26 protein-coding genes are annotated in these 20,378 nt (G+C 52.4%); 15 read left to right on the top strand and 11 right to left on the bottom strand.

The annotated features are described in order from the left end of the window. Positions 1-7: 7 nt before the first annotated feature. From NFS22_RS11140 to NFS22_RS11150, 3 genes are all read right to left on the bottom strand, one after another. Positions 8-1,366 carry an MATE family efflux transporter gene (locus tag NFS22_RS11140; protein ID WP_251317841.1) on the bottom strand — a complete coding sequence of 453 codons (1,359 nt, stop codon included), beginning with the start codon at positions 1,364-1,366 and terminating at the stop codon, positions 8-10. Between the two features lie 410 nt (positions 1,367-1,776). Next, entirely contained in the window at positions 1,777-1,989 is a 213-nt protein-coding gene (locus tag NFS22_RS11145) for a helix-turn-helix domain-containing protein (RefSeq protein ID WP_251317842.1), read from the bottom strand. A gap of 331 nt (positions 1,990-2,320) precedes the next feature. After that, positions 2,321-2,650, bottom strand: a complete 330-nt coding sequence (locus tag NFS22_RS11150; protein WP_251317843.1) for a helix-turn-helix domain-containing protein — start codon at positions 2,648-2,650, stop codon at positions 2,321-2,323. Between the two features lie 135 nt (positions 2,651-2,785). Here NFS22_RS11150 and NFS22_RS11155 point away from each other — a divergent pair, with 135 nt between their 5' ends. From NFS22_RS11155 to NFS22_RS11170, 4 genes are all read left to right on the top strand, one after another. Continuing rightward, positions 2,786-3,334 carry an SLOG family protein gene (locus tag NFS22_RS11155; RefSeq protein WP_251317844.1) on the top strand — a complete coding sequence of 183 codons (549 nt, stop codon included), beginning with the start codon at positions 2,786-2,788 and terminating at the stop codon, positions 3,332-3,334. A gap of 248 nt (positions 3,335-3,582) precedes the next feature. Continuing rightward, on the top strand, positions 3,583-6,663 hold the full coding sequence (locus NFS22_RS11160; RefSeq protein WP_251317845.1) for a helicase-related protein: 3,081 nt from the start codon (positions 3,583-3,585) through the stop codon (positions 6,661-6,663). Further along, positions 6,563-7,813, top strand: coding sequence for a DNA polymerase III subunit beta family protein (locus tag NFS22_RS11165; protein ID WP_277614766.1), 1,251 nt, complete (start codon positions 6,563-6,565; stop codon positions 7,811-7,813). Before NFS22_RS11160 ends, NFS22_RS11165 begins: the two co-directional genes overlap by 101 nt. Before the next feature lie 13 nt (positions 7,814-7,826). Continuing rightward, positions 7,827-8,276: a zinc-finger-containing protein gene (locus NFS22_RS11170; protein ID WP_251317847.1), complete on the top strand. Its 450-nt coding sequence runs from the start codon at positions 7,827-7,829 to the stop codon at positions 8,274-8,276. Between the two features lie 114 nt (positions 8,277-8,390). Here NFS22_RS11170 and NFS22_RS11175 read toward each other — a convergent pair whose 3' ends face one another. Further along, a complete protein-coding gene (locus NFS22_RS11175; protein WP_251317848.1) occupies positions 8,391-8,660 on the bottom strand; it encodes a hypothetical protein in 270 nt (89 codons plus the stop codon). A gap of 322 nt (positions 8,661-8,982) precedes the next feature. On the opposite strand from NFS22_RS11175, the gene NFS22_RS11180 reads away from it, so the two are divergent. Genes NFS22_RS11180 through NFS22_RS11190 form a run of 3 tightly spaced genes read left to right on the top strand, consistent with a single transcriptional unit; the run spans position 8,983 to position 9,740 of the window. After that, a complete protein-coding gene (locus NFS22_RS11180) occupies positions 8,983-9,195 on the top strand; it encodes an ABC transporter ATP-binding protein (protein WP_251317849.1) in 213 nt (70 codons plus the stop codon). A 3-nt stretch (positions 9,196-9,198) separates the two neighbouring features. After that, positions 9,199-9,510 carry a DUF4258 domain-containing protein gene (locus NFS22_RS11185; RefSeq protein WP_251317850.1) on the top strand — a complete coding sequence of 104 codons (312 nt, stop codon included), beginning with the start codon at positions 9,199-9,201 and terminating at the stop codon, positions 9,508-9,510. Next, a complete protein-coding gene (locus tag NFS22_RS11190; protein WP_251317851.1) occupies positions 9,510-9,740 on the top strand; it encodes a type II toxin-antitoxin system MqsA family antitoxin in 231 nt (76 codons plus the stop codon). The genes NFS22_RS11185 and NFS22_RS11190 overlap by 1 nt, the downstream gene beginning before the upstream one ends. A gap of 125 nt (positions 9,741-9,865) precedes the next feature. Here the strand turns inward: NFS22_RS11190 and NFS22_RS11195 are convergent, their stop codons facing one another. The 6 genes from NFS22_RS11195 to NFS22_RS11220 form a co-directional block, all read right to left on the bottom strand. Next, positions 9,866-10,135 carry a hypothetical protein gene (locus tag NFS22_RS11195; protein WP_251317852.1) on the bottom strand — a complete coding sequence of 90 codons (270 nt, stop codon included), beginning with the start codon at positions 10,133-10,135 and terminating at the stop codon, positions 9,866-9,868. Positions 10,136-10,332: 197 nt separating this feature from the next. Next, entirely contained in the window at positions 10,333-10,818 is a 486-nt protein-coding gene (locus NFS22_RS11200; RefSeq protein ID WP_251317853.1) for a hypothetical protein, read from the bottom strand. A 30-nt stretch (positions 10,819-10,848) separates the two neighbouring features. Further along, positions 10,849-11,187 (bottom strand): putative PDDEXK endonuclease, encoded by a 339-nt coding sequence (locus NFS22_RS11205; protein WP_251317854.1) that lies wholly within the window; start codon positions 11,185-11,187, stop codon positions 10,849-10,851. Positions 11,188-11,199: 12 nt separating this feature from the next. Beyond that, on the bottom strand, positions 11,200-11,700 hold the full coding sequence (locus tag NFS22_RS11210; protein WP_251317855.1) for a DnaB helicase C-terminal domain-containing protein: 501 nt from the start codon (positions 11,698-11,700) through the stop codon (positions 11,200-11,202). Next, a complete protein-coding gene (locus NFS22_RS11215) occupies positions 11,701-12,096 on the bottom strand; it encodes a hypothetical protein (RefSeq protein WP_251317856.1) in 396 nt (131 codons plus the stop codon). Continuing rightward, positions 12,093-12,275 carry a hypothetical protein gene (locus NFS22_RS11220; RefSeq protein WP_251317857.1) on the bottom strand — a complete coding sequence of 61 codons (183 nt, stop codon included), beginning with the start codon at positions 12,273-12,275 and terminating at the stop codon, positions 12,093-12,095. The genes NFS22_RS11215 and NFS22_RS11220 overlap by 4 nt, the downstream gene beginning before the upstream one ends. 143 nt (positions 12,276-12,418) lie before the next feature. Here NFS22_RS11220 and NFS22_RS11225 point away from each other — a divergent pair, with 143 nt between their 5' ends. From NFS22_RS11225 to NFS22_RS11240, 4 genes are all read left to right on the top strand, one after another. Further along, complete coding sequence (locus tag NFS22_RS11225) at positions 12,419-13,009, top strand: helix-turn-helix transcriptional regulator (protein WP_251317858.1); 591 nt, start codon at positions 12,419-12,421, stop codon at positions 13,007-13,009. Then, positions 13,002-14,396, top strand: a complete 1,395-nt coding sequence (locus NFS22_RS11230) for a site-specific integrase (protein ID WP_251317859.1) — start codon at positions 13,002-13,004, stop codon at positions 14,394-14,396. The genes NFS22_RS11225 and NFS22_RS11230 overlap by 8 nt, the downstream gene beginning before the upstream one ends. A gap of 379 nt (positions 14,397-14,775) precedes the next feature. Further along, entirely contained in the window at positions 14,776-15,603 is an 828-nt protein-coding gene (locus NFS22_RS11235; protein ID WP_251317860.1) for a ParA family protein, read from the top strand. Beyond that, the gene (locus NFS22_RS11240) at positions 15,596-16,636 is read left to right on the top strand and encodes a ParB/RepB/Spo0J family partition protein (protein ID WP_251317861.1); all 1,041 of its coding nucleotides are present in this window, start codon (positions 15,596-15,598) and stop codon (positions 16,634-16,636) included. The genes NFS22_RS11235 and NFS22_RS11240 overlap by 8 nt, the downstream gene beginning before the upstream one ends. 51 nt (positions 16,637-16,687) lie before the next feature. Here NFS22_RS11240 and NFS22_RS11245 read toward each other — a convergent pair whose 3' ends face one another. Next, positions 16,688-17,545: an Rpn family recombination-promoting nuclease/putative transposase gene (locus NFS22_RS11245; RefSeq protein ID WP_251317862.1), complete on the bottom strand. Its 858-nt coding sequence runs from the start codon at positions 17,543-17,545 to the stop codon at positions 16,688-16,690. A gap of 157 nt (positions 17,546-17,702) precedes the next feature. On the opposite strand from NFS22_RS11245, the gene NFS22_RS11250 reads away from it, so the two are divergent. From NFS22_RS11250 to NFS22_RS11265, 4 genes are all read left to right on the top strand, one after another. Then, on the top strand, positions 17,703-18,086 hold the full coding sequence (locus NFS22_RS11250) for a hypothetical protein (protein WP_251317863.1): 384 nt from the start codon (positions 17,703-17,705) through the stop codon (positions 18,084-18,086). A gap of 14 nt (positions 18,087-18,100) precedes the next feature. Beyond that, positions 18,101-18,496 (top strand): type II toxin-antitoxin system RelE/ParE family toxin, encoded by a 396-nt coding sequence (locus NFS22_RS11255; RefSeq protein ID WP_251317864.1) that lies wholly within the window; start codon positions 18,101-18,103, stop codon positions 18,494-18,496. A 79-nt stretch (positions 18,497-18,575) separates the two neighbouring features. Then, on the top strand, positions 18,576-19,493 hold the full coding sequence (locus tag NFS22_RS11260; RefSeq protein WP_251317865.1) for a hypothetical protein: 918 nt from the start codon (positions 18,576-18,578) through the stop codon (positions 19,491-19,493). Next, positions 19,490-20,329: a sortase gene (locus NFS22_RS11265; protein WP_251317866.1), complete on the top strand. Its 840-nt coding sequence runs from the start codon at positions 19,490-19,492 to the stop codon at positions 20,327-20,329. The genes NFS22_RS11260 and NFS22_RS11265 overlap by 4 nt, the downstream gene beginning before the upstream one ends. The last annotated feature ends 49 nt before the right edge of the window (positions 20,330-20,378 follow it).

The following is a 20,378-nucleotide window of genomic DNA, read 5'->3' on the forward strand; positions in this document are numbered from 1 at the left end:
CTCCCCGTCAACGTCCTTTAACTGTTCGGGCTTTGCGTGTATATTTTATTGTACCGTGAAAAATAAAAAATGAAATAATTGCTGTAATAAATTCAGCCACCCAAAAAGCATTCCATACGCCGACTGCACCAAAAAGTTTGCTAAACAAAAATGCGGACGGAATGATAATGATAATATAACGGCATAGAGAGATAATTAATGAAGGCATACCCTTTCCTAATCCCTCTAACGCACCTGATGAAGTTACAGAAATAGCCGAAACAAGAAAGCCTGCACTAATAACACGGAGTGCAATTTTCCCAGTATGAATTGTTTCCGGCACATGAGTAAACAGATTTATTAGTTGACCGGGAATGAGCAAACAAATAATAGTGCCTAAAACCATAATCACGCTACTCATGCAAAGAACAATATTATAAATTTCCTTAACACGCTTTTGTTCGCCAGCTCCATAATTATAACCAATTAAAGGGCGCATTCCTTGAATGATACCATTAGCAGGAAGGTATAGGAAAGTCTGTAATTTGTAATAAATTCCCAAAACTAAAATATATACCTCTGAATATAAGGACAGAATGGAATTAAGTGCTGAAATTAGAACAGATGGCAAAGCCAGATTTAAGGTTGCGGGTATACCAACAAAATACAGTTTGAATACGGTGTTTTTATCAAAAGTAAGAAATTGTCTGCTAATGCGAATACGAATAGGGCGCACAAAGTAGACAACTAAATAGATAGCAAGCGTTATTGTCTGTCCAATGCCGGTTGCCAATGCTGCTCCCTCTATTCCCATTGCAGGGAAAAAACCAATCCCAAAAATAAGCACTGGGTCTAAGATAATATTTGCGATACACCCACATATCATACTTATCATAGTTACTTTCATATTACCTACGGCTTGGAATATTTTTTCAAATGTTCCGCCTAGAATAATGATAAAAGTAAAAGAAAAGGCTATAACAGAATATCGAATACCGAAATCAATAACGGGTTCTGATGATGTAAATACTCTCAAAAAAGTGGGAATAATAGAAATCGCACAAACTGTAATAACTACACTATGTATAACAGCAAATACCATGCCTTGTGTAGCTGCCATATTTGCCCTTGAATATTCTTCTCTCCCCAAATAAAAAGCTATTGCTGCGTTAATTCCTATGGCGAAGCCAATAGCAACAGCATTGATAAAATTCTGAACAGGAAAGACTAATGACAATGCTGTCATAGCGTCCTCACTAATTTGGGCTACAAAAAAGCTATCTACAATGTTATATAAAGAATTTACCAACATTGAGAGTACCATAGGAAGTGACATTGATAAGATTAACGGCAATACAGGTTTTTCTTTCATAAATTTTTCGTCCATTTTAATTCCTCCCTTAATTTACGAATATAAAAATGTGTACTTATAATATTGAAGAAACATAGAAAATAGTGGCCGTAATGACATTTCAATAACCAGCTTTTCAACAGGCATAACTGCCACTTTATTTTCATCCAGCATATATCCCCCCAAATTTTATAAACATTTCCTGAATTATGACAGCAAAAAGCCACACAGTTATCAAACTGATAACTGTGTGGCAAAAAGATGGCGTATCAATCCGGAAAAGTCCACTCAAAATTTTACGAAAGGATTATAAAGGATTTTTTTGGACTTGTCAATAGTTTTTTTAGCATTATTCGTATTATTCCATATCTTTATCTTCAGCAGGCAAAACACAGCCTGGCAAGACCCATGTTTATTACGCTTTCTATTATGCTGCACTTTCTCCCTTACTGGTCATCGCCCGGCACCAGCACAATCACATCGGGAATATCGCAGTCCAGCGTTTCACAAATCTTGATAAGGGTCTGCATGAAGATATGCTCCCCTTTGCCTATATTGGCGATGTGATTTGTAGTCAAATGCGCTTGGAGCCGTAAATCTTTCTTGGTCAGATTCTTGTCAATCAGTGTTTTCCAGAGCGGTTTGTAGCTGATTTTCATAGTCTGTTCCACCTTTCCGGGCTGAGGTCAGCAGGAATTGCCCCGGCCCAATGACCTTTCGACTATTATACCGCCTTCGTTGAGAAAACACAATGTACTGTTGCAATTGTTCTCCAAAAACTGCTGTATACACAACAAATTTATCTATATATCAATTTAGGTATCAAGTGATTGATACCGCTGCCCAAATTATTTCCTGCGCTCTTACACAGACTGCTTATCCTGCATTGGATTATGAGGACTGCAAACAGGGCATCGGGCTTTTTGTCATGGCCTGCTGCCTTAGTTCTCATCTGTGACTCTCCTGTGTCGCTTGACATAGGGGAGTTTATCATTGTGAACAGGCAATGGCCTCTTCAATAATTTTGAGAATATGCTCCCGCTTCTGAGGCGGGACTGCTTTCAACTTCTGCGAAATGTAGAAAAATTCCTCCGGCGCATCGCCAAACAGCAGACTGTCCGCAGAGACCTTGAGCGCCATGGACAGCGCCCGGATGGACTCAGAGGACAGTCCGGAGCGGCCGCGCTCCACCTCCTGGATGAAGTTGGCGGTGTAGCCGGACAGCCGCGCCAGTTCCTCTCGGGTCAGCTTCTGGGCCAGCCGTTTCTCCTTGATACGGGTCCCCACCTCTACGTTGATATCCTTCAATGTCCTTGGCACAGCATTACACCACCTCTATTTAGTAGTGTAACCCCATATTTCTGGACATAGAATCCATACAAGTTTATAATAACATCCGTAGCAATACACCATATCAGGCGCTATGCTAACATATCACTGTTAAGGAGAATCATCATGGAATACAAAGCCTGTGCCATCACCGGCCACCGGCCTAGCCGGTTCAAGTGGAAGTATAACGAAAACAACAACGGCTGCAAGCGGCTCAAGCGCCGGCTGAAGGTGCAGCTCATTCATCTTTATGAGAAGGGCGTCCGCCGTTTCTATGACGGGGGCGCTCTTGGCGTAGACCTCTGGTCAGGGGAATTGCTGCTGGAGCTGAAAGAGCAGCCAGAGTACAGCGATATCGAGCTGATCCTTGTCCTCCCCTTTGCCGGACATGATAGGGACTGGGACCCCAAGAGCCGCCGCCGGCTGTCCGTCCTGCGGCAGCACAGCACGGAGGTAGTCATCGCCGGAACTGCGGAACATGACTCTGTAACCAATTACAGGTTGAGAAACCAGTATCTGGTGGATCATGCCGACTGTCTGCTGGCGGTGTATGATAACGACCGGAACCTCCGCTCCGGCACCATGCAGACGGTGAATTATGCCAGAAGGAAGGGGCTTTCTATCACTCTCATCCATCCAGATTCCGCCGCTGTGTCTTATGAAAATCAAAATTAGGTGACAAAACCTCACCTATACAGAGACAATCTGGGATGATAAAATAGGAGTGTATTTCAGGGCGGAGTAAGTTTAGGGCGGAGTAAGTGAGGGAGGAATGGAACGCGGCCAGGGGCGTAGTGCGCCCCAACGTACCAGACTGCATAGACCTTGAAATCAATAAACGAACAGGAACGACCGTGTATTTGCCTTTTCAGAGGCGGACACGGCCTTTTTTTGTTCAAACGGAAAGGAGCTTGTTAAATGAAATGTCACAGAGCAGATTGATCCCGCTGACCTATTATGACCCCGGCAAATCTGTGCGCCTGGCGGTGTACGCGGACACCATCATCCTGGACCGGAGCGGAGAGGACAGCGTGATCAGCGCCGTCCGCTTCGGCGGCTACCCGGAGATGGTGAAAGCCATGTCGGACGCCATCTACGGCGGAGCGACAATCGAAATACCCCAGAGTGGGAAAACCAGGCAGCTGAAAAGCATCCCTAAGCAGTACCGGCGGCAGATGTCCCACGACGGCCAGTACGCCGTGGGTACCCTCATGGTGGACGACGACCCGCAATCCGCCGACCCATCGGACGGCGAGGAAGACCCAGAGGAGACCGGCGAGCAGCAGACCATTCAGCCCAGGAAGTGCTACATCTTCGTCCCCGCCGGGGACTGGGACCGCCTCTTTGAGGAGCTGGACCGCAAGACCGCCGCTCCCCTCATCCCGGAGTTCCGGGACGCCGTCCTGGACGCTCTCATCGACCGGGGCGAGCTGCGGCCGATGGAAGTCTTTTCCCTGAAGGAGAAGCTGGACGCCTGGGTGCTGGACCTCCGGCCCAACGACGAAAATGTGGTGGAAATTCTGGAGCGAGGCCTGGAGTGCGGAGCGATCTCCATTCCCGGCGCCGGCCCGGACCAGCCAGACAGCTTTGAGGACGTGAAAAATATCACGGATTACCTCAATACCTTCGGCGTCACCGTGGCCGACCGCATCCGGGACCAGTTCACCCCTCTCTTTGACCCGGCTGCCGAGCCGCTGTCTGAGGAGGTGCTGGCCGTCAATGACTACATCCAGCAGCAGGCAGGCTATTCCCTCTACGATGCTCAGCTCGCCGTGGCCGAGGCGGTCAAGCGGCAGCTGGACAGGAAGAGCGTCGCCCTCATCATTGCCGAGTGCGGCAGCGGAAAAACGAAAATCGGCTCCACTGCCCTGGGCGCTCTCCATGGCCTATGGGCCTCCCAGCGTAAAGCCGGAGTCCCCAAAACCTTCAACCTGATCATGTGCCCCTCCCATATCACCAAGAAGTGGGTGCGGGAGATCGGGGAGACCCTGCCTGACACTGTCGCCATGGTGGTCAAGAGCATCACCGAACTGGAGCGGCTGTATGCCCTGTATGAGGCCGGGGACAAAAATGTCTACGCGGTATTCAGCAAGGAGAAGGCCCGGGACGGCTATATGCGGTACCCCGCCGTCTCCTGGAGCAAGCGGAAAAGGGCGTTCCTCTGCCCGGACTGCGGTAAGCCCATCCAGATGGAATACAGCGATGATGGTTCCCGGTATCTGGTCAACGCTGATCCGCCTTTTTTCCTGCGGGAGCACAAGAAAAACCGTGTCTGCCGGGAGTGCGGCTCCATGCTTTGGGCTCCTGTCAATCCAGGCAGGAATATCCCCTGGACCAAGATCCCGGACTTCGGCTGGGTCTGCAAGTCCTTCGTGGCCAATTACCTGTCTCTCACGAAAAATGAGACGGTATTGGAGCGGCTGCGGGAGATCGCCGCTGATCCCCAGGGCAGTTTCCCAGTGAGGGGCGCTTGCCGCCGCTTTCCTGTGAGCACCTACATCAAAAAGAAGATGAAGGGGCGGATCAACGGCTTTGTCGCGGATGAGCTCCACGAGTACAACAACAACAGCGGCCAGGGAGACGCCATGGCGGAGATTTTTGGCGTCAGCAAGCAGTTCGTGGGCATGACGGCTACCCTCATCAACGGATACAGCTCCGGCATTTTCCGTTTGCTGTACCGGCTGGTGCCCGGCCTGATGCGCAAGGATGGCAAGAGCTACCGCAGTCCTCAGCGGTTTGACGCGGAGTACGGTGTGGTGGAGAACACCTATGAGACCACTGACGCCGCCTACAACGCCAACCGCCGGGCCAGCAAGCGGAAGACCAAGACCCGCCAGTTGCCTGGGGTGTCGCCTCTGGTGTTCTCCCGGTTCCTGCTGGAGTACACCGCCTTCCTCTCCTTGAACGACATGGGCAAGGACCTCCCGGACTATGAGGAGATCCCCATTCCTGTCGAGATGCCGGATAAGGTGTGCGGCGCGTACAAGGGGATGGAACGGGATATTCGCGCGGTGTTGAAGTCAGACCGGAAGGAGGCCCAAAAGCTGCTGTCCGCCTATCTGAACCTGCTCACCGTCTACCCGGACCAGCCCTACGACCAGCCGGATATCGTCCACCCCATCGACGGCCATGTCATCGCCCACCCCAGCAGCGAGGCCAGTTTTGACGACATCCTGCCCAAGGAAGAAAAGGTGTTGGAGATCGTCAGGGAGAAGATCGCCGCCGGCGGGCGGGTAATGGTCTACACCAGCTGGACCCGGACCGACTCCCAGGAGAAACTTCAGAAGCTGCTCACCGGCGAGGGGTTCCGTACCGAGATCTTATCGCCCACTGTTCCCCCGGAGAAGCGGGAGGCCTGGGTGGAGAAGCGGGTCAAAAGCGGCTGTCAGGTGCTCATCACCAATCCCCGATGCGTGGAGACCGGGCTCGATTTGAATGCCTTTACCACCCTGGTTTTTTACAGCATGGGCTACAACCTGTTCACCCTGCGTCAGGCGGCCCGCCGGTCCTGGCGGATCAACCAGACCGCGCCCCGGGTGGAGGTCTACATGCTCTACTACGCCGACACCATTCAGGCCAAGGCCATGAAGCTCATGGCCTCCAAGCTGGCCGTAGCCGGGATCATTGAGGGCAACCTATCGGAGGAGGGCCTGGCCGCCATGAGCGATGTGAAGGATCTGACCTCCCAGATGGCGAAGGAGCTGGCCCTGGGCATCAAGGACAACGTGGAGGACATCGCCGCCACCTTTAAGAAGATGGCGATCATCAATCCCCACCGTGAGCGTGTCCAGCCCGTGGCCCTGCCTGTTGTCGCCGCTGTTGAGGAGATACCTGAGCCTGCCGCCGTTCCTGAACCGATCCAGTTCCGTACCGTGGACGCGGAAAACAAGCAGGCGCTCTATGATGGGCTGCTGCAACGAACAATGGAAGAACGCAGAAAAAAGAAGTCGAAGAAGAAGCCGGTGGACGAAAACCAGCTGTCTTTCTTCGATTTTGTTGCGTAGGAGGAATTTGCTTGAACATTACCATGAACCGGGCCGAACTGCTGCACGCTGTCAAGCGTGCGGTGGCCACCGTGCCCGCCAACTCGCCCCTGGATGTCTTGAAGGGGTACTCTTGGAGGCGGACGCCGCCAGCAAGTCGCTGGTCCTCACCTCCACCAACCTGGAGATCACCTTGAAGCAGAAGCTGGCCTGTGCCGCCCCGGAGGACGACGCCCTGGCCATTGACGCCAGGCTGCTGGCCGGGATGCTGGAGAAGCTGCCCGGCGACACCGTGAGGCTGTGGCGTGATTCCAAGGGTGACCAACTGAAGGTCTGGAGCGGAGACGCCAAATACAACGTCTCCGTCTGGGAGCAGAGCAGCTACCCCAAAGCGGAGATCCCCGCCGTGACCAGGTTGGTCCGGGCCAGCGGCATCCCCTCCATGGCCAAGCGGACGGTGTTCGCCGCCGATGAGCATAATGAGAAGCCCATGCTCAAATGTGTCCACCTCCGGTTCACCCAAGATGGCCTCCGAGCCGCCGGGAGCGATGGGAACTGTGTGGTCACCGCCAAGGGGGACGACAAGAGCACCGGCGATTTCAGCGTGCTGATCCCCGCCGACTCCCTGAGCCGGCTGGCCCAGATGTGCGGGGACAAGGACGAGTTTCGGGTGGGCACCACCGGGAAAAAGGTCGTGTTCGTCCGGGAGGGTTTTCTGTTCTCCGCCCGGCTGATCGAGGCCGACTACATCAATACGGATCATCTGACCAACACCCTGAAAAATCAGTTTACCGTCCTCACCGATGTGGCGGAGTTGCGTAAGGGGCTGGAGTATGTATCCTGTGTTGAGCCGGATGGAAAGGTGCAGCTTACCTTTGACGGCATGACGCTGTCCTTCCAATGCAGCGGCGTCTTTGGAAACGCTCAGGATTCCATCGCTGTAGCCCCGCTGACCGGGATGCCCCAGGGAGAATACTGGTTTCTCACCAGGCGGCTGTCCAACTGCCTGAGAGCATTGTCCGGGACGGCCACCCTAGGGATCGCTGCCGGCGGGATGCTGACGCTGAGCACCGAGAACGCCTTCTATATGCAGACCGGTGTGCGGCCCGGATTGGCACAGTCCGCTCCGAAAAAGGCGGCGAAAAAATCTCCCGCAAAAAAAGCGGCATAGGGGGTGGACATGGATGAAAATCCCTACCATCTGCCGCTACTGCGGCGGCGTGATCCGTCTGGTGCCGGCCCGAAAGATCTACGGGGCCTCCACCGACCGGCTTGGCTTGGCTGGTGAGAACATCTACCTCTGCCAGAACTGCAACGCCCGGGTAGGCTGCCACAAGGGGACGAACCGTCCCCTGGGTAACGTGGCCATTGTTATGCGCGTTCAATCGGTGGTAAAGGCACTGGACATCTTTATACAGCAGGAATGCTGCCTGGCCATTCTTGATCTCTGCCCTTCGGAGCAGGACAAAATAGAACAGACACGCCTCTGGGGTAAAACCCCAATAGCCAAAATCAACCACTGGCACCCGATAGACTTTCGCCAGGCGGGCCGGGCTTCCCTCTTTCCGCTCCCTGCGGACCTGGGCCGTCAATTTGACAGCGGTTGTGATATCTGCAAGAATGTTTTCCATTAGGTATTTTTCCTCCTTGTCATTGAAGGGGGCCGGGTGTATAATCTACCTGACCCCCTCTGGGGTTATCTCGGGGCTGCTATCCATGCTTTGACGGGCCAGGATAGCGGCTCCTTCTCATGCCACGCAGAAGCGGCGGGTGGTGGTGGTCTTGGTGAAGCGCTCCACCACCTCGGGCAGGGCCGCTTTCAGGGCCTTGCTGTCCAGCCTGGATGCCGTGACCGCTTTCCAGGTGACCTTGTACTCCCCGGCCCGCAGCTCCTCAGAATCGCCCATGTGGGCCTTGATAGCGTCCTTGATGTTCTCAGCCTCTGCTTGGGCTTCCTCAATGAGGGCTTGCAGCTGGCGCAGCTCCCGGACCTTGCCCTCGATCTCGTTGATACTCATTGTGTTACCTCCTTCAAATTTAGGGGATTGGCTCTGGTGGCTGGGGGCTGTAAGGGTTCCTTACCTTCTCTGTGTCCCTTGTGTCCTGTCCAACTCTTGTCTTGCGCTCCCTATTTGTTCTTCCGCCTTGACCGGGGCTTGTCCCTCCTGACATGATTATAATATCATATATAGGCCAATATATCAATTGACAGACCGTACAAATATATAGGCCAATATATATTCATTTTGTATATGGACTTATATAGACAAGCGTGGTATAATAAAATCATAATGGAGGAGGTGTCCGAATAGATCGGCGCTCCCCAGGGAGGTGAAATATATGCCAGAAAGATCGGACGCACTCAAAAAGGCACAGCAAAAATACATGGAGAAGTTTTCCGTTGCAAGGGTCCGAATGGAGCGTGACAGGTATGAACGTGTCCAGGCCCACGCAGAGGCCCGTGGAGAGTCCGTCAACGGCTTTATTAACCGGGCCATATCGGAGACTATGGAGCGGGACAGCGGCGCTCCTGCAGCCGCTGAGGAGGGATAGCGCATGGAAATTACTGATTTGCAGAAGCTATGTGAAAACGGCTCCATCCGCTGGACCGGCCACATATTGAAGCGGCTTATGCAGCGAGGAATCTTTCAGGCCAGTGTGGTCCAGGCCATCCGCAGCGGAGAGATTATAGAACAGTACCCGGATGATTACCCATACCCCAGCTGTTTACTCCTGGGAACCACGGAGGCCAGGGAGGCCCTTCACATAGTCTGCGGAATAGGCGAGGGTAAAGTCTGGCTGATCACCGCATATCATCCGGACCCTGACGAATGGGAAAGCGATTTGAAAACAAGGAGGGTGAAATAATGAGTTGCTTTTACTGCAAGGGACAAACGATTGAACAAATGACAAAGTTCATTGTTGACCTGGGCCGGTGCGTAGTGATTGTGAAGAACGTCCCCGGCCAGGTATGCCAGCAATGCGGGGAAACTTCATACAGTGACGAGGTGGCCCAGCAGCTGGAGAAGATCGTGGAGGCTGTGAAGCGGAGCATTATGTGCGAGGTCGCAATCATCGACTATTTACAAGCTGCATGAAGGAAGGACCGGGGGATTACTCCTCCGGTCCTTTGATGTACAGGCAGGGTACAGCGGATATATGGCTGGGGGGTATAGTTACCCTCCCTAGCGGCTAGACGGCCCTCTCCACCGCTCTGCACAGCCTAGCCACCATTCAGCGGTGCAATCATAGCTTGAAACTCTGAATGCCTCCGCTCTAACTCTTTGATGAAGTCTTGCAGTGTAGTGATACTGCCATCCTCCACAGATTGTCGCATGGCCGTGTATAGAGCGCCCTGGACGGCTTGTGCGGCGGTAGAGTAATATTTCGGTTCTTTGATCTCAAAGGGCCTCCCCGGCCTCTGCTTTGGCTCTCCCACAATGTAACAGTGCTTATCGGCTGTCATTACCAATTTTTCTGTGAGTTGAATCATGTGGTCCTCCTTTTTTAGTGCAACTTTTTGCAACAATGTTTGCCGTATCTGAGGTTTTCTAAGGTTTTACAGCTCTTTTTAGGGCCTCCGAAATGTCCGGATTAAACTGTAGTTTTCTGTAGTCCTCCCGGTCCGTCTTTTTTTATGTTTGCACTTTCTTGCATTTTCAACACTTTCCAGCTAGAAAAAGGGGGAGGTCACATCTGGCCTAACAGCCATTCAAAGCCGGGGAGCGTGGATATCTGCGCTCCCTGAAACCCCTGCTTCTCCAGTTCGGTGGCGGCTTCCTCCCTGCTACACCCCAGGACAGCGGCTATATCATCCAGACTGAAAAGCTCCTCCTTGCCGCTCTCCATCGAGAGGGCCAGCCGGGCACCGACAAGACAAGCCTCCAGGGAGAGATCACGGTCAAGGCCGCTTTGCACAATATTCTGCACAATTCCCAGATAGACACCAAACCTGTCTGCAATGGACTGGAGCTTGTCCGCATTCTCAAACATGGGCATATGCTTTGTGGAGCACTTTTCACAGAAAGCACTTGCCTCCTCCACATCTCCTCCAGTACATTCTAGAATATCGGCAAGGTCGATCTGGTGCATGGTGCCGCATTTCGGGCACTTTGCAAAGGTATTGCCATAGTTGATAGGGGTAAACTCCCCGGATTCACTTTTTACGTACAGCATAATTATTCTCCTTTTTCGTAAATTTTCCGATTATTTCCGGGTTTCGCCGTTTTCTGCCGCTTGATAGAAGGTCAGAAAATCGCTCAACTCCATGCAAATCAACCACTTGGAGCGTGAGCGCCGAAAAATCACAGTTGGCACACCGTCCCCGAATCGCTGGGCGTCTTTTTGGCTCTGTTCCATCCATGCCCACACCTGGGCACGTTCAGCCCTCTTAATCTCCAGGTGGACACCATCAAGCCCATAGAGGTCTGGCCGCTGCCCAAAGGACTGTGTACCGCCACGCTCCACAGGGTAGCCGTGATCTCGCAGTATAGCCATAACCTCCCGCTCCCCGGCGGCTCCTTTTCTCGCACTTTTGACTCCCATAGTTCGCCCCCCTCACACATATTTCAGCCGTTCATGGGCCGTTGGCCGAATCCGGCCATTGTTCAGATACCAGTTGAACAAAAGTTCACTCCCAGCTGGACCATGCCGGTTCTTTGCCACGGACACCACCAGAGGAGCTGGACCGTTTTTGTCCTCATACTGCGGGCAGTGAAGCAACAGCACTCCGTCAGCGTCTTGTTCGATAGCTCCGCTGTCTCTCAGGTCAGACAGTCTGGGCGGGCCCTTGCGTCCCTCTAACTCCCGGTTCAACTGAGCTAGGCACAAAATCGGGATATTCAATGAAAGAGCCAGCCGTTTCAAGCTGTTGCTGGTTTCGGTGACACGTTCATATAGGGACTTTCCTGGACTGTGCTGGATAAGGCCCAGGTAATCCACGACCACTAGCCCGCAGTGCTTCACCTGTCGGGCTTGGACACCAATACTTGACACAGTGGCCCGCCGCTCCTGATTGAAGAAAAGCTGTCTTGCGTGGAGCTTACGTCTTTCAGCCATTCAGTCAATCACCGCCTTCTCCACCGCAGCGGCCACGGCCTCAATCTCAGCGGCCCGGCCACGCATGGACTTTATGAATTTCTCCTGCTCCTGGGCATCACCGGCCAAATAGTAACCGCTGATATTGTCGGACAAAATCGGGATACCCCGCAGCCGTTCGGACTGGATCATCCGCCGGACCTCCCGGCCAGGGAGACCGGCCAGCTCTTTCAGGTGCCGGAGCGGGACAGCGGCGCTTTGGCCGTGGCCCAGCAAATCGGAAATTTTCACCGCTTGCCCTGTTGGGGTGGGTGTGGTATCATTTGTGGTGGAAGTGGTGGCCTGTCCAGTCTCCGCTCCCGCCTCGACCCGCTCCACGGTTGCCGCCGTGGGGTGGGTCATTTTCATGTCTGTCATTTTGCCACCACCTCACGGCTTTCCTTGTCCAGTTGTTCTGCAAGGGCTTCCACATTTACCATGAATCTGTTCCCGACACGGATACCAGGACACCGCCCTTCTGCTACCATTAGCCTGATGTAATTTTCTGTGATGAACCCCATAGCTGCTGTTTGTCGAATTGTCTTGAAAGTCGCCATAAAACTACCCTCCTAAAAAATAATACACGATATAAAAAGAAAATGCTTGCATTTCTTTCGGTATCGTGGTTTAATTATAACATAAAAAGTTAATTATATAAACAGTCAAAAAACATTTTTGACTGTTTAAGGTGTGGTGTTTTATGGAAAAGAAAAGTACTAAAATTAACACGATAAGGGGTGAAAGACTAAAAATTTTGTTATCAGAAAAAGGTATAAGCCAAAAAGACCTTGCAGAGAAAATAGGATATACAAAAGAGCATGTCTCTTATATTGTCAATGGACGTCGTAATTTGACAGCTGATGCAGCTGAGTTGATTGTCAAGTTGTTTTCACCCGTTCGATTTGAGTGGTTAATGGGATATGATGATTTCAAAACAAATGCAGATTTTGAATCTGCTCCTCTAAAAAAAATGATTTCTGAGATATGTGACAAGAGGATATTGTTCTCTGCCCTTCTCTTTTCACTTGGATATGATAAAAGTGTTTTAGACCATAGTAAACATGCAGATTTAACTTTTTCAGATATAAAAAACATGGGTCCTATAGATATTGCAGACCATATTGTAGAAATGAGTCAGGATTTAGACAAAATTGAATATCAACTTACAAAGAATGGAAAAGAAATCGGACGATGCAGTGTATATGAATATGAATCCTTGATTGATGATGTTTTTGATTTTTTAGAGTTTAAAATTAGAAAAATTTGCGAAAGGGGAAGTAATAATGGCTAATCTCCAAGAGCGCCGCAACAAAACCGGCAAGCTAATCTCTTATTCTATCCGTGTCCACCGTGGCCGGGGGCCAGACGGGAAGCAGTTGAAGCCCTGGACGGCCACCTTTGACGTGTCTCCCACCTGGACAGAAAAGAGCGCACGAAAAAAGGCCGCTGACTTTGCAGCGACCTTTGAGAAGGAATGCCGGGCGGGGATCACATCGGATAGCCGCCAAACATTCCAGGCATATTGTGATTATGTTCTGGAGACGAAAGAGGCCAGGGGGGCCAAACACAGCACCATTGTACGCTATCGGGAACTGACAGAGCGGATTTATCCCGTCATCGGTCATATCAAGCTGAAAGACCTCCGGGCTGATCATCTCAATGCCCTCTATACCACCCTGGGGAAAGAGGGGAGCGGGGCCGGGAGCACCCACGCCACAGCAAAAATTGATCTTGTCCCGCTCATAAAGAAAAACAGCCTAACACGGGCCAGTATCGCCGATTCCACGGGCGTTTCCCTCCGGGCGGTATATGCCGCTGTGAAGGGTAAGCCGGTCAACGTGGAGGCCGCAAAAGCCATTTCTGAGGCCCTGGGGCGTGCCCTGGATAAGACCTTTACCGTAGAGAAGAATATCCGTACACTGTCCCCAAAAACGGTTGTTGAACATCATCGGTTAATCAGTACTGTGTTAGACCAGGCATCGAAAGAGGGCCTTGTCCCGTTCAACGTGGCAAGCAAAGCCACCTTGCCAAAAGTCCAGAGGAAAGAGGTCAACTACTTCCAGCTGGAACAGGTGGCTGCTATCCGGTCCGCATTGGAGCGGGAGCCCATCAAGTGGAAAACGCTGGTCCACTTGCTCCTTATCACGGGGGCCCGCCGGGGTGAGTTACTGGGGCTGAAATGGGACAAGGTAGATTTTGAGGGGAACAGAATCCATATCTGTAACAATGTCCTTTACAGTTCCGACCGGGGTATTTATGAGGACACGCCAAAGACGTCCACCTCTGACCGCTTCATAACCCTACCCCCTGAGACAATGCAGCTTCTACGCCAATACCGGGCGTGGCAAAGTGGGGAGCGGTTACGCTTGGGAGGATACTATCAAGACCAGGGCTTTCTATTCGCTCAGGACAGTGGCAAGCCCATGCACCCGGACAACGTGAACACCTGGCTGAAGAATTTCAGCAAGCGCCACGGATTGCCACATATCAATCCACACGCTTTCCGTCATTCAATGGCAAGTCTCCTATACTTCAACGGGGTTGACAGCGTGTCCATCAGTAAACGTCTGGGACATGCTCAGGTATCCACCACAGCGAACATTTACGCTCATGTCATGGAGCAAGCCGACCAGAAGAACGCCGACATACTCGCCAATGTATTTCTGAAAAACGGGTGAGTTTTAGAAGCGAGTTGAACTAAAGTTGAATTATTCTATATGGATAAAAATGTAAGACTATCAAAAAGTTATAAAAACAGCCGCTTTCCTATTGAAAACGGCTGTTTTTCTGGTTGCGGGGACAGGACTTGAACCTGCAACCTCCGGGTTATGAGTTTTTGTAAAAAAGACTCATAGCCCGGTTTTCTTTTTAACCACCGACCCCAGTATTCGCAAGGCTTTCGGGACTTTATTGCAAATAGACCGGATATCACCCTATTTGTTATTCTTTCCCTTCCTTTTTTATACTTTGTTATCCGTTTTGCAAATGGGTTGCAAATGGAGATTTTGGCCTTATATCGCCGAAGTTACAGAAGAAAAATTTTAGGAGGATCTGAATATGTCAAACAAAACGATTTCTGTATCAAACCAAAAGGGCGGCGTCGGCAAGACCACGTCTGTAATCAATCTCGGAGCCGCACTGAACTCGGCAAATAAAAAAGTTTTATTGATTGATAATGACCCCCAAGGCAATTTGACCGCTGGCCTGGGTTACACTCCCGCCGAGCAGCCCCGAACCTTGGCCAACCTTCTGCTGGCTGCCATCGACTACCCGGAGGACCTGGACTACCACTTGCAGAAGGCTATCATTCACACGGATACCGGCATTGACCTGATCCCTGCCAACCGCCGGCTGGCAGATGCCGCAGCCCGGCTCCAGGTTATGCAGCTTTCTCAGTACAATGCTGTGGGGGATGCAGAACGAGTCAGTGAGCACATCATGGCCGATCTGTTAAACCACCTGCGGGCCAGCTATGATTATATCATAATCGACTGCGGATTGAAACATGAACTTTTAACTGTTAATGCTTTAGTGGCATCGGACTACTGCATTGTCCCAGTCCAGGCTCACTTTCTGGCCAGTGAGGGTATCCCGGAAGTGCTGGAGTTGGTCAAGTCGGTGCGGGAGAAATTCAATCCCAAACTCCAAATTGCCGGTATCCTGCTGACCATGTATCAATCTCGCCCTCAACTGTGCCACAGTGTCCGGGAGAGCGTGAGCGAGATCTACGGCGAGGCGTTCCATGTTTTTGAGCGGCCCATTGAATACTCCATTAAGGTAGCGGAGTGTCCTGCCGCCGGGCAGAGCATTTTTGAATACGCTCCCAAGAACGCCGCCGCTGAATCCTACCGCAGTCTGGCGGAGGAGGTGCTGAGACTTGCCTAAAGCAAAAATGAACGATATGCTGAGAAAGCGTATGGCAGCTACTCAGCAGGCGTCAGAATTACAAACCAGCGATGAAGCCTACCAGCAGATTTTTCGGGAGAAAGTGCCGGTTTCTGCCGCTGAACTCAGCGATCTCCCACTGGACAGACTGGTGTCCTTCTGCACAGCGGACATCGGCTTTCGTCCCTATCCCCCGGAGAAGTTGTCGGCTCTGGCGGAGCAGCTTCAGGAGGATGGACTGTTCGTCAGGATCATCGTCCGGCCCAGCAACGCAAACATGTATGAGATTTTGAGCGGCCATAACCGTGTAGTTGCCGCGAGGCTGGCCGGATGGGTTACAATCCCTGCGGAGGTTGTGGAAGCCGATGATGCCCGAGCCATCGTAATTGCTACCTCCACCAACCTGATCCAGCGGCAGGGCCTTTCCATTGTGGAGCGGGGAAAAGCGTATAAAGCCCTTCTGGATGCCAAAAATCGGAATGGTCAGAGAAATGCCACATTAGAAACCTTTGGCGATAATCGCCAAAGGTCGGAAGATGCAGATGGTGACAAAACCTTTGGCGAAAATCGCCAAAGGTACAACGCTCGCAAGTTGGTTGCCGAATTTTTTGGTGTCACCGAGTATGAGATTCGGAAAGCCATCAAGCTGACACAGCTCATCCCCGAATTAGCTGATATTCTGGAGCAGAAGCCCAAGCAGCTGAACCTGGCCTGCGCTGATCTCATGGCTGACTATGACTCTGAGTCTCAGCAAGCGTTTACCGAGATGTGTTCTATTGAGGGTTATCCGATGAACAAGGCCATCATGCAGCACATTGTCCGCAAATGTCCTCCTCCAACTGCCGGCCGACAGAAAATGTACGCGGCTTGGCGCGAAGCCCGAGACGCAGCGGAAAAACGGCTGACGGCTCCACCCAAGAAGATTTCTTTCAATCGCAAACAATTTGCTCCTTATCTGGACAAGTTCGGCAGCGACCAGGAAATCGAAAAACTGTTCCTGGAGTTTCTGCAAGAAAGGGCCAAGGTCTCATAAATAAAATCAGGGCAGTCTCATCATACTGGGGCCGCCCTGATTTCATAAAGACTATTTCTGACCGAGAATGTCCATGACCTGATCCAGGGACATTTTGAAACGCTCCGCAATGACTGTGGGGTCAAGAACGCCCTTCAAAGCGGCAACGGCGTTTTTTAGTCCTTCTTCCATACCCTTTTCTATGCCCTTTTCCATGCCTTTTTCCATACCATCTTCCAAGCCATCCATATATCCGATTCTACGTTCATCCATCATTTTCTGCGCATACGTCATATACGACACCTCCAGTTCCTTGTCACTGCGTACCTCTTGCATCCGCTCTCTGGCCATTTGTCCCAGGGGCGTCTCGTACAGCTTTTCCACATCGTTTGTACGAACCAGGTCTAAAAACTCCAAAATAGGTTTGCTGGCGTTGGCCTCTGTGTACCGGCTGTTGAGGAAAAACACATGAGAGCCATCCTCGTAAGGGACGTCGGTATCCTTCAAGAAAGCTGCCCGCTCACCCACCGCCTTGCCAATGTGGAAGCAGTCGAAATCACAGATGAAAATAATATAGCTCTCGGAAAGGTTGGCATAGTCCGCACCCTTGGGCAGTTCGCCGCGGTCAATGCCGCTCTGGTAAAACCTGACCCGGCGGGGCAGATTATCCCGGCGGTCCGCTTGAATTTCCACATTGAAAACAGTACCCTGTTCATCCTTCAAATATACATCCAAGCGAATGCTGTGATACTCATAACTATCGGTAAAGTCTTTCTGGCGGTCAAGAAACTCAATACGCTGAATCTCAATTCCCAGCAGAGATTCCAGAAACAATCTGCAAATTTCTTCCGTCCGCATAACCTGGCTGAACATAAAATCGTTTCGTAACGGAAGTTCGCTGAGCGGAGTAATGGTATATTGTTTCGGCATAGAGCAGCACTCCACTTCTTTCTTTACTGTAAACAGTATAGCACACAAAAGCCTTTTGGTCAATTTATAGGTCGGTTTCGTCATATAAAATTTTCATTTATAAGCTTGACACTTGCGGGTGTCAGGCTACTTTTATGCCCAAAAGGAGGTGACAGCAATGACAAACCACCAACGCCCCCACAGTCCCTTTGAGGACTCCGCCGCCCAGCGGCTGCGGCGGATGGGACTGACGACGGAGGACGGCTCCCCGGAACGGGATGCTATGGCCGTATTTGGAAGCATCTTCGCCGGCCAGTTCTTTGACGATCTCTGTGACTATTATCAGGACTATGAGAACGTCCAGGAGACCATCGCCCAGATTTTTCACACGGCGGAACAGGCCGACCCCAAACAGAAATTTTTGCTGATCTGCCTGCAATATGACAACATCTACCGCTCCCTGCCCGACCCGGTGTGGTGGATCAGCGGCAGCCCGGATTTTGCGGAGCTGTTTGCCGAGGACTTCCTGGCCCACCTCAAACGGCTGGCAGAAACTACATAAGAGAGGAAGAGAACATGGATCGTATCAAAATTTATAAGCCCTCGGATAGTCCTGCTCAAGCGGCGGAGTTTATTGAGGGGCTGGAGCCCAAGCTGCGGGACAAGCTGGTCCGGCAGATTTTTTATCTCTCTCAGACGCCCCTCCCGGAGCTGAAAGAGCCCCACTACAAGCACTTCTCCATTGAAAAGTACCAAAGCCTCTATGAACTTCGGGAGAAGGGCCGGGTGGTGGTGCGGATCATCTTCACCCCCTGCCCCAACGGGGATTACCTGCTCCTGCACGCCTTTGTGAAACGCCAAAAGCGGGACACCGAAAAGGCGCTGGAGCACTCACTCAGACTGCTGGCGTCGCTCTGGGACCACCCGGAGTACGCAGTAGAATATATCGTCAAGGAGGAAAAACAAGCATGAAACTCATCGCACCCATCACCCTGGCGGCCGCACTGGCCTTGCTCAGCGCGGTATTTTTCTGGAGAAGGAGGAAACGGCAATGAAGCGACTGCTCGCCTGTCTGCTGCTGGCGGCGGCGCTGGTGACCAACGCCTGCGCCTTGGAGGTGCCTACCGACACCACTGTTCAGAACCTCAACGGCAGCCAGCAGCTCATCAAGACCTACACCCTGCCCCCTGGCACCGACCCTCAGACGCTGATTGAGGACCCCTTTGAACAGGAGGGCTGGCACTACACCTTCGCGGATATTGTGAAGGAGGAAAACCAAGTGTCGGACCGGAAGTACCACACCGAGACGGTCACGCTGGAAACCGATACCAAGGACCTGGGGACCATCCTGACCCAACTGGCGGCTACGCTGGACTACGATGACGGTACCTACTCCGGCGTTCTGAATCTGGACCACACCGCCATCCGCACTGAGGCCGCCGGCTATACCAGCCAGGCCAGGACTGTCACCGCCACCAAGACAATCGGGCCGCTGGACCGCAACGATATGTCCTACGTCCCGGCCACCACCGTCAAGGACGGCGTGACTTTGAATCTGTCCAACGTGGACTGGCAGGTTATCGGCACTGACCTGGTGGGGGACGCTCTGGCTCCGGCCTCCTATCAGGCGGTGGCGACCTACTCCGGCAAGACGTATTCCAAGGTGGCCACCGGGTATGTCACCTCCGCTGACTATGTGGGGGAAATCACCCGCAGCGATGTGGAGAGTGTCACTTACAAGGTGACCTACCTGGGGACCGAAACCGGCGGCATCAATATCCTCCCGGATCGGGACAGCGCTGCTATGGCTGGTCTGCCCGGGAAGGTCCTGCCCTATGCCCTGGGGATTCTGGGCGCGGGAACCATCGCCACCCTGGGTGTGCTGTTGTTCCGCTCCCGCCGGGCGCTGCGGCAGTTCCAGGAGGAAGAACCGGAAGAAGAAACTGAGCAAGAGGAGGAAGCAAAATGAAAACCTGGAAAAACCTGACCAAAGCGATCCTGCCTATTCTGGCCCTGCTGGCGCTGACCCCCTCCGTCTATGCGGCGGCGGACTACTCCTTCACCACAGACGCGCCCCAGGACTACTACAAGAGTACCAGCTATGAGGACATCTACGGCAGCCAGTATAACTACGGCGGCAGGAACGTGGTGGACTACCAGGTTCCCGAACTGGAGTACGGTCTCCAGAGCACCACCATGACTGGCGTGATGGAGCGGACCATCCTCCCCGGCCTCCAGCAGACGGTGACAACCGGCGGGGGCGGCTATGGCGTCAGCGGCGGCGGCCCCATTACGGTGCTGGTGGAGGCTGGCAGTCCTGGCAGTTCCACCGGCACTCAGACGCCCACGGTCCCCACCACCCCCACCTATCCCACCTATCAGCAGCCCGCCTATACCAGCGTGGAGGGGATGGCCTACAAGGATGGAAGCATCGGCACCATCAAGATTCCGTCCCTCAAGATCAACATGAAGGTCTGGGAGGGTGAAACCAGTACCAGTATGTCCAAGGGCCTGGGGCATTACAGCTCCACCTCCGCCTGGGACGGCAACGTCGGGGCATGTGGCCATAACCGGGGAACCAAGTACGCCATCGGTGCCATCAAGGACCTGAAGCAGGGGGACACCATCACCTACACCACCATCTACGGCACCCGGACCTATGCGGTGGAGACGGTAAAGATCATCTCCAACACCGACTGGAGTTACCTCCAGGCCACCGCCGACAACCGCCTCACCCTCACCACCTGCCTGGCCGACCACCCGGAGAGCCGGGTCGTGGTACAAGCGGTGGAGGTTCGTTCATAAAAGGTTTACAAATAACTTTTTGTGAGGGAATACGCTCAAAAACGGAGGT

It is taken from the genome of Flintibacter muris, assembly GCF_943192995.1.
Classification (GTDB): domain Bacteria; phylum Bacillota; class Clostridia; order Oscillospirales; family Oscillospiraceae; genus Lawsonibacter; species Lawsonibacter muris.

Excerpts from the sequence above, each read along its gene's own strand:
- NFS22_RS11140 (WP_251317841.1), bottom strand. The coding sequence starts at position 1,366 with ATGGACGAAAAATTTATGAAAGAAAAACCTGTATTGCCGTTAATCTTA.
- NFS22_RS11210 (WP_251317855.1), bottom strand. The coding sequence starts at position 11,700 with ATGGCTGAAAGACGTAAGCTCCACGCAAGACAGCTTTTCTTCAATCAG.
- NFS22_RS11245 (WP_251317862.1), bottom strand. The coding sequence starts at position 17,545 with ATGCCGAAACAATATACCATTACTCCGCTCAGCGAACTTCCGTTACGA.
- NFS22_RS11225 (WP_251317858.1), top strand. The coding sequence starts at position 12,419 with ATGGAAAAGAAAAGTACTAAAATTAACACGATAAGGGGTGAAAGACTA.
- NFS22_RS11220 (WP_251317857.1), bottom strand. The coding sequence starts at position 12,275 with ATGGCGACTTTCAAGACAATTCGACAAACAGCAGCTATGGGGTTCATC.
- NFS22_RS11230 (WP_251317859.1), top strand. The coding sequence starts at position 13,002 with ATGGCTAATCTCCAAGAGCGCCGCAACAAAACCGGCAAGCTAATCTCT.
- NFS22_RS11170 (WP_251317847.1), top strand. The coding sequence starts at position 7,827 with ATGAAAATCCCTACCATCTGCCGCTACTGCGGCGGCGTGATCCGTCTG.
- NFS22_RS11235 (WP_251317860.1), top strand. The coding sequence starts at position 14,776 with ATGTCAAACAAAACGATTTCTGTATCAAACCAAAAGGGCGGCGTCGGC.
- NFS22_RS11165 (WP_277614766.1), top strand. The coding sequence starts at position 6,563 with ATGGGCTGCTGCAACGAACAATGGAAGAACGCAGAAAAAAGAAGTCGA.
- NFS22_RS11160 (WP_251317845.1), top strand. The coding sequence starts at position 3,583 with ATGTCACAGAGCAGATTGATCCCGCTGACCTATTATGACCCCGGCAAA.
- NFS22_RS11250 (WP_251317863.1), top strand. The coding sequence starts at position 17,703 with ATGACAAACCACCAACGCCCCCACAGTCCCTTTGAGGACTCCGCCGCC.
- NFS22_RS11145 (WP_251317842.1), bottom strand. The coding sequence starts at position 1,989 with ATGAAAATCAGCTACAAACCGCTCTGGAAAACACTGATTGACAAGAAT.
- NFS22_RS11200 (WP_251317853.1), bottom strand. The coding sequence starts at position 10,818 with ATGCTGTACGTAAAAAGTGAATCCGGGGAGTTTACCCCTATCAACTAT.
- NFS22_RS11205 (WP_251317854.1), bottom strand. The coding sequence starts at position 11,187 with ATGGGAGTCAAAAGTGCGAGAAAAGGAGCCGCCGGGGAGCGGGAGGTT.
- NFS22_RS11180 (WP_251317849.1), top strand. The coding sequence starts at position 8,983 with ATGCCAGAAAGATCGGACGCACTCAAAAAGGCACAGCAAAAATACATG.
- NFS22_RS11155 (WP_251317844.1), top strand. The coding sequence starts at position 2,786 with ATGGAATACAAAGCCTGTGCCATCACCGGCCACCGGCCTAGCCGGTTC.
- NFS22_RS11175 (WP_251317848.1), bottom strand. The coding sequence starts at position 8,660 with ATGAGTATCAACGAGATCGAGGGCAAGGTCCGGGAGCTGCGCCAGCTG.
- NFS22_RS11260 (WP_251317865.1), top strand. The coding sequence starts at position 18,576 with ATGAAGCGACTGCTCGCCTGTCTGCTGCTGGCGGCGGCGCTGGTGACC.
- NFS22_RS11195 (WP_251317852.1), bottom strand. The coding sequence starts at position 10,135 with ATGATTCAACTCACAGAAAAATTGGTAATGACAGCCGATAAGCACTGT.
- NFS22_RS11185 (WP_251317850.1), top strand. The coding sequence starts at position 9,199 with ATGGAAATTACTGATTTGCAGAAGCTATGTGAAAACGGCTCCATCCGC.
- NFS22_RS11265 (WP_251317866.1), top strand. The coding sequence starts at position 19,490 with ATGAAAACCTGGAAAAACCTGACCAAAGCGATCCTGCCTATTCTGGCC.
- NFS22_RS11215 (WP_251317856.1), bottom strand. The coding sequence starts at position 12,096 with ATGACAGACATGAAAATGACCCACCCCACGGCGGCAACCGTGGAGCGG.
- NFS22_RS11255 (WP_251317864.1), top strand. The coding sequence starts at position 18,101 with ATGGATCGTATCAAAATTTATAAGCCCTCGGATAGTCCTGCTCAAGCG.
- NFS22_RS11190 (WP_251317851.1), top strand. The coding sequence starts at position 9,510 with ATGAGTTGCTTTTACTGCAAGGGACAAACGATTGAACAAATGACAAAG.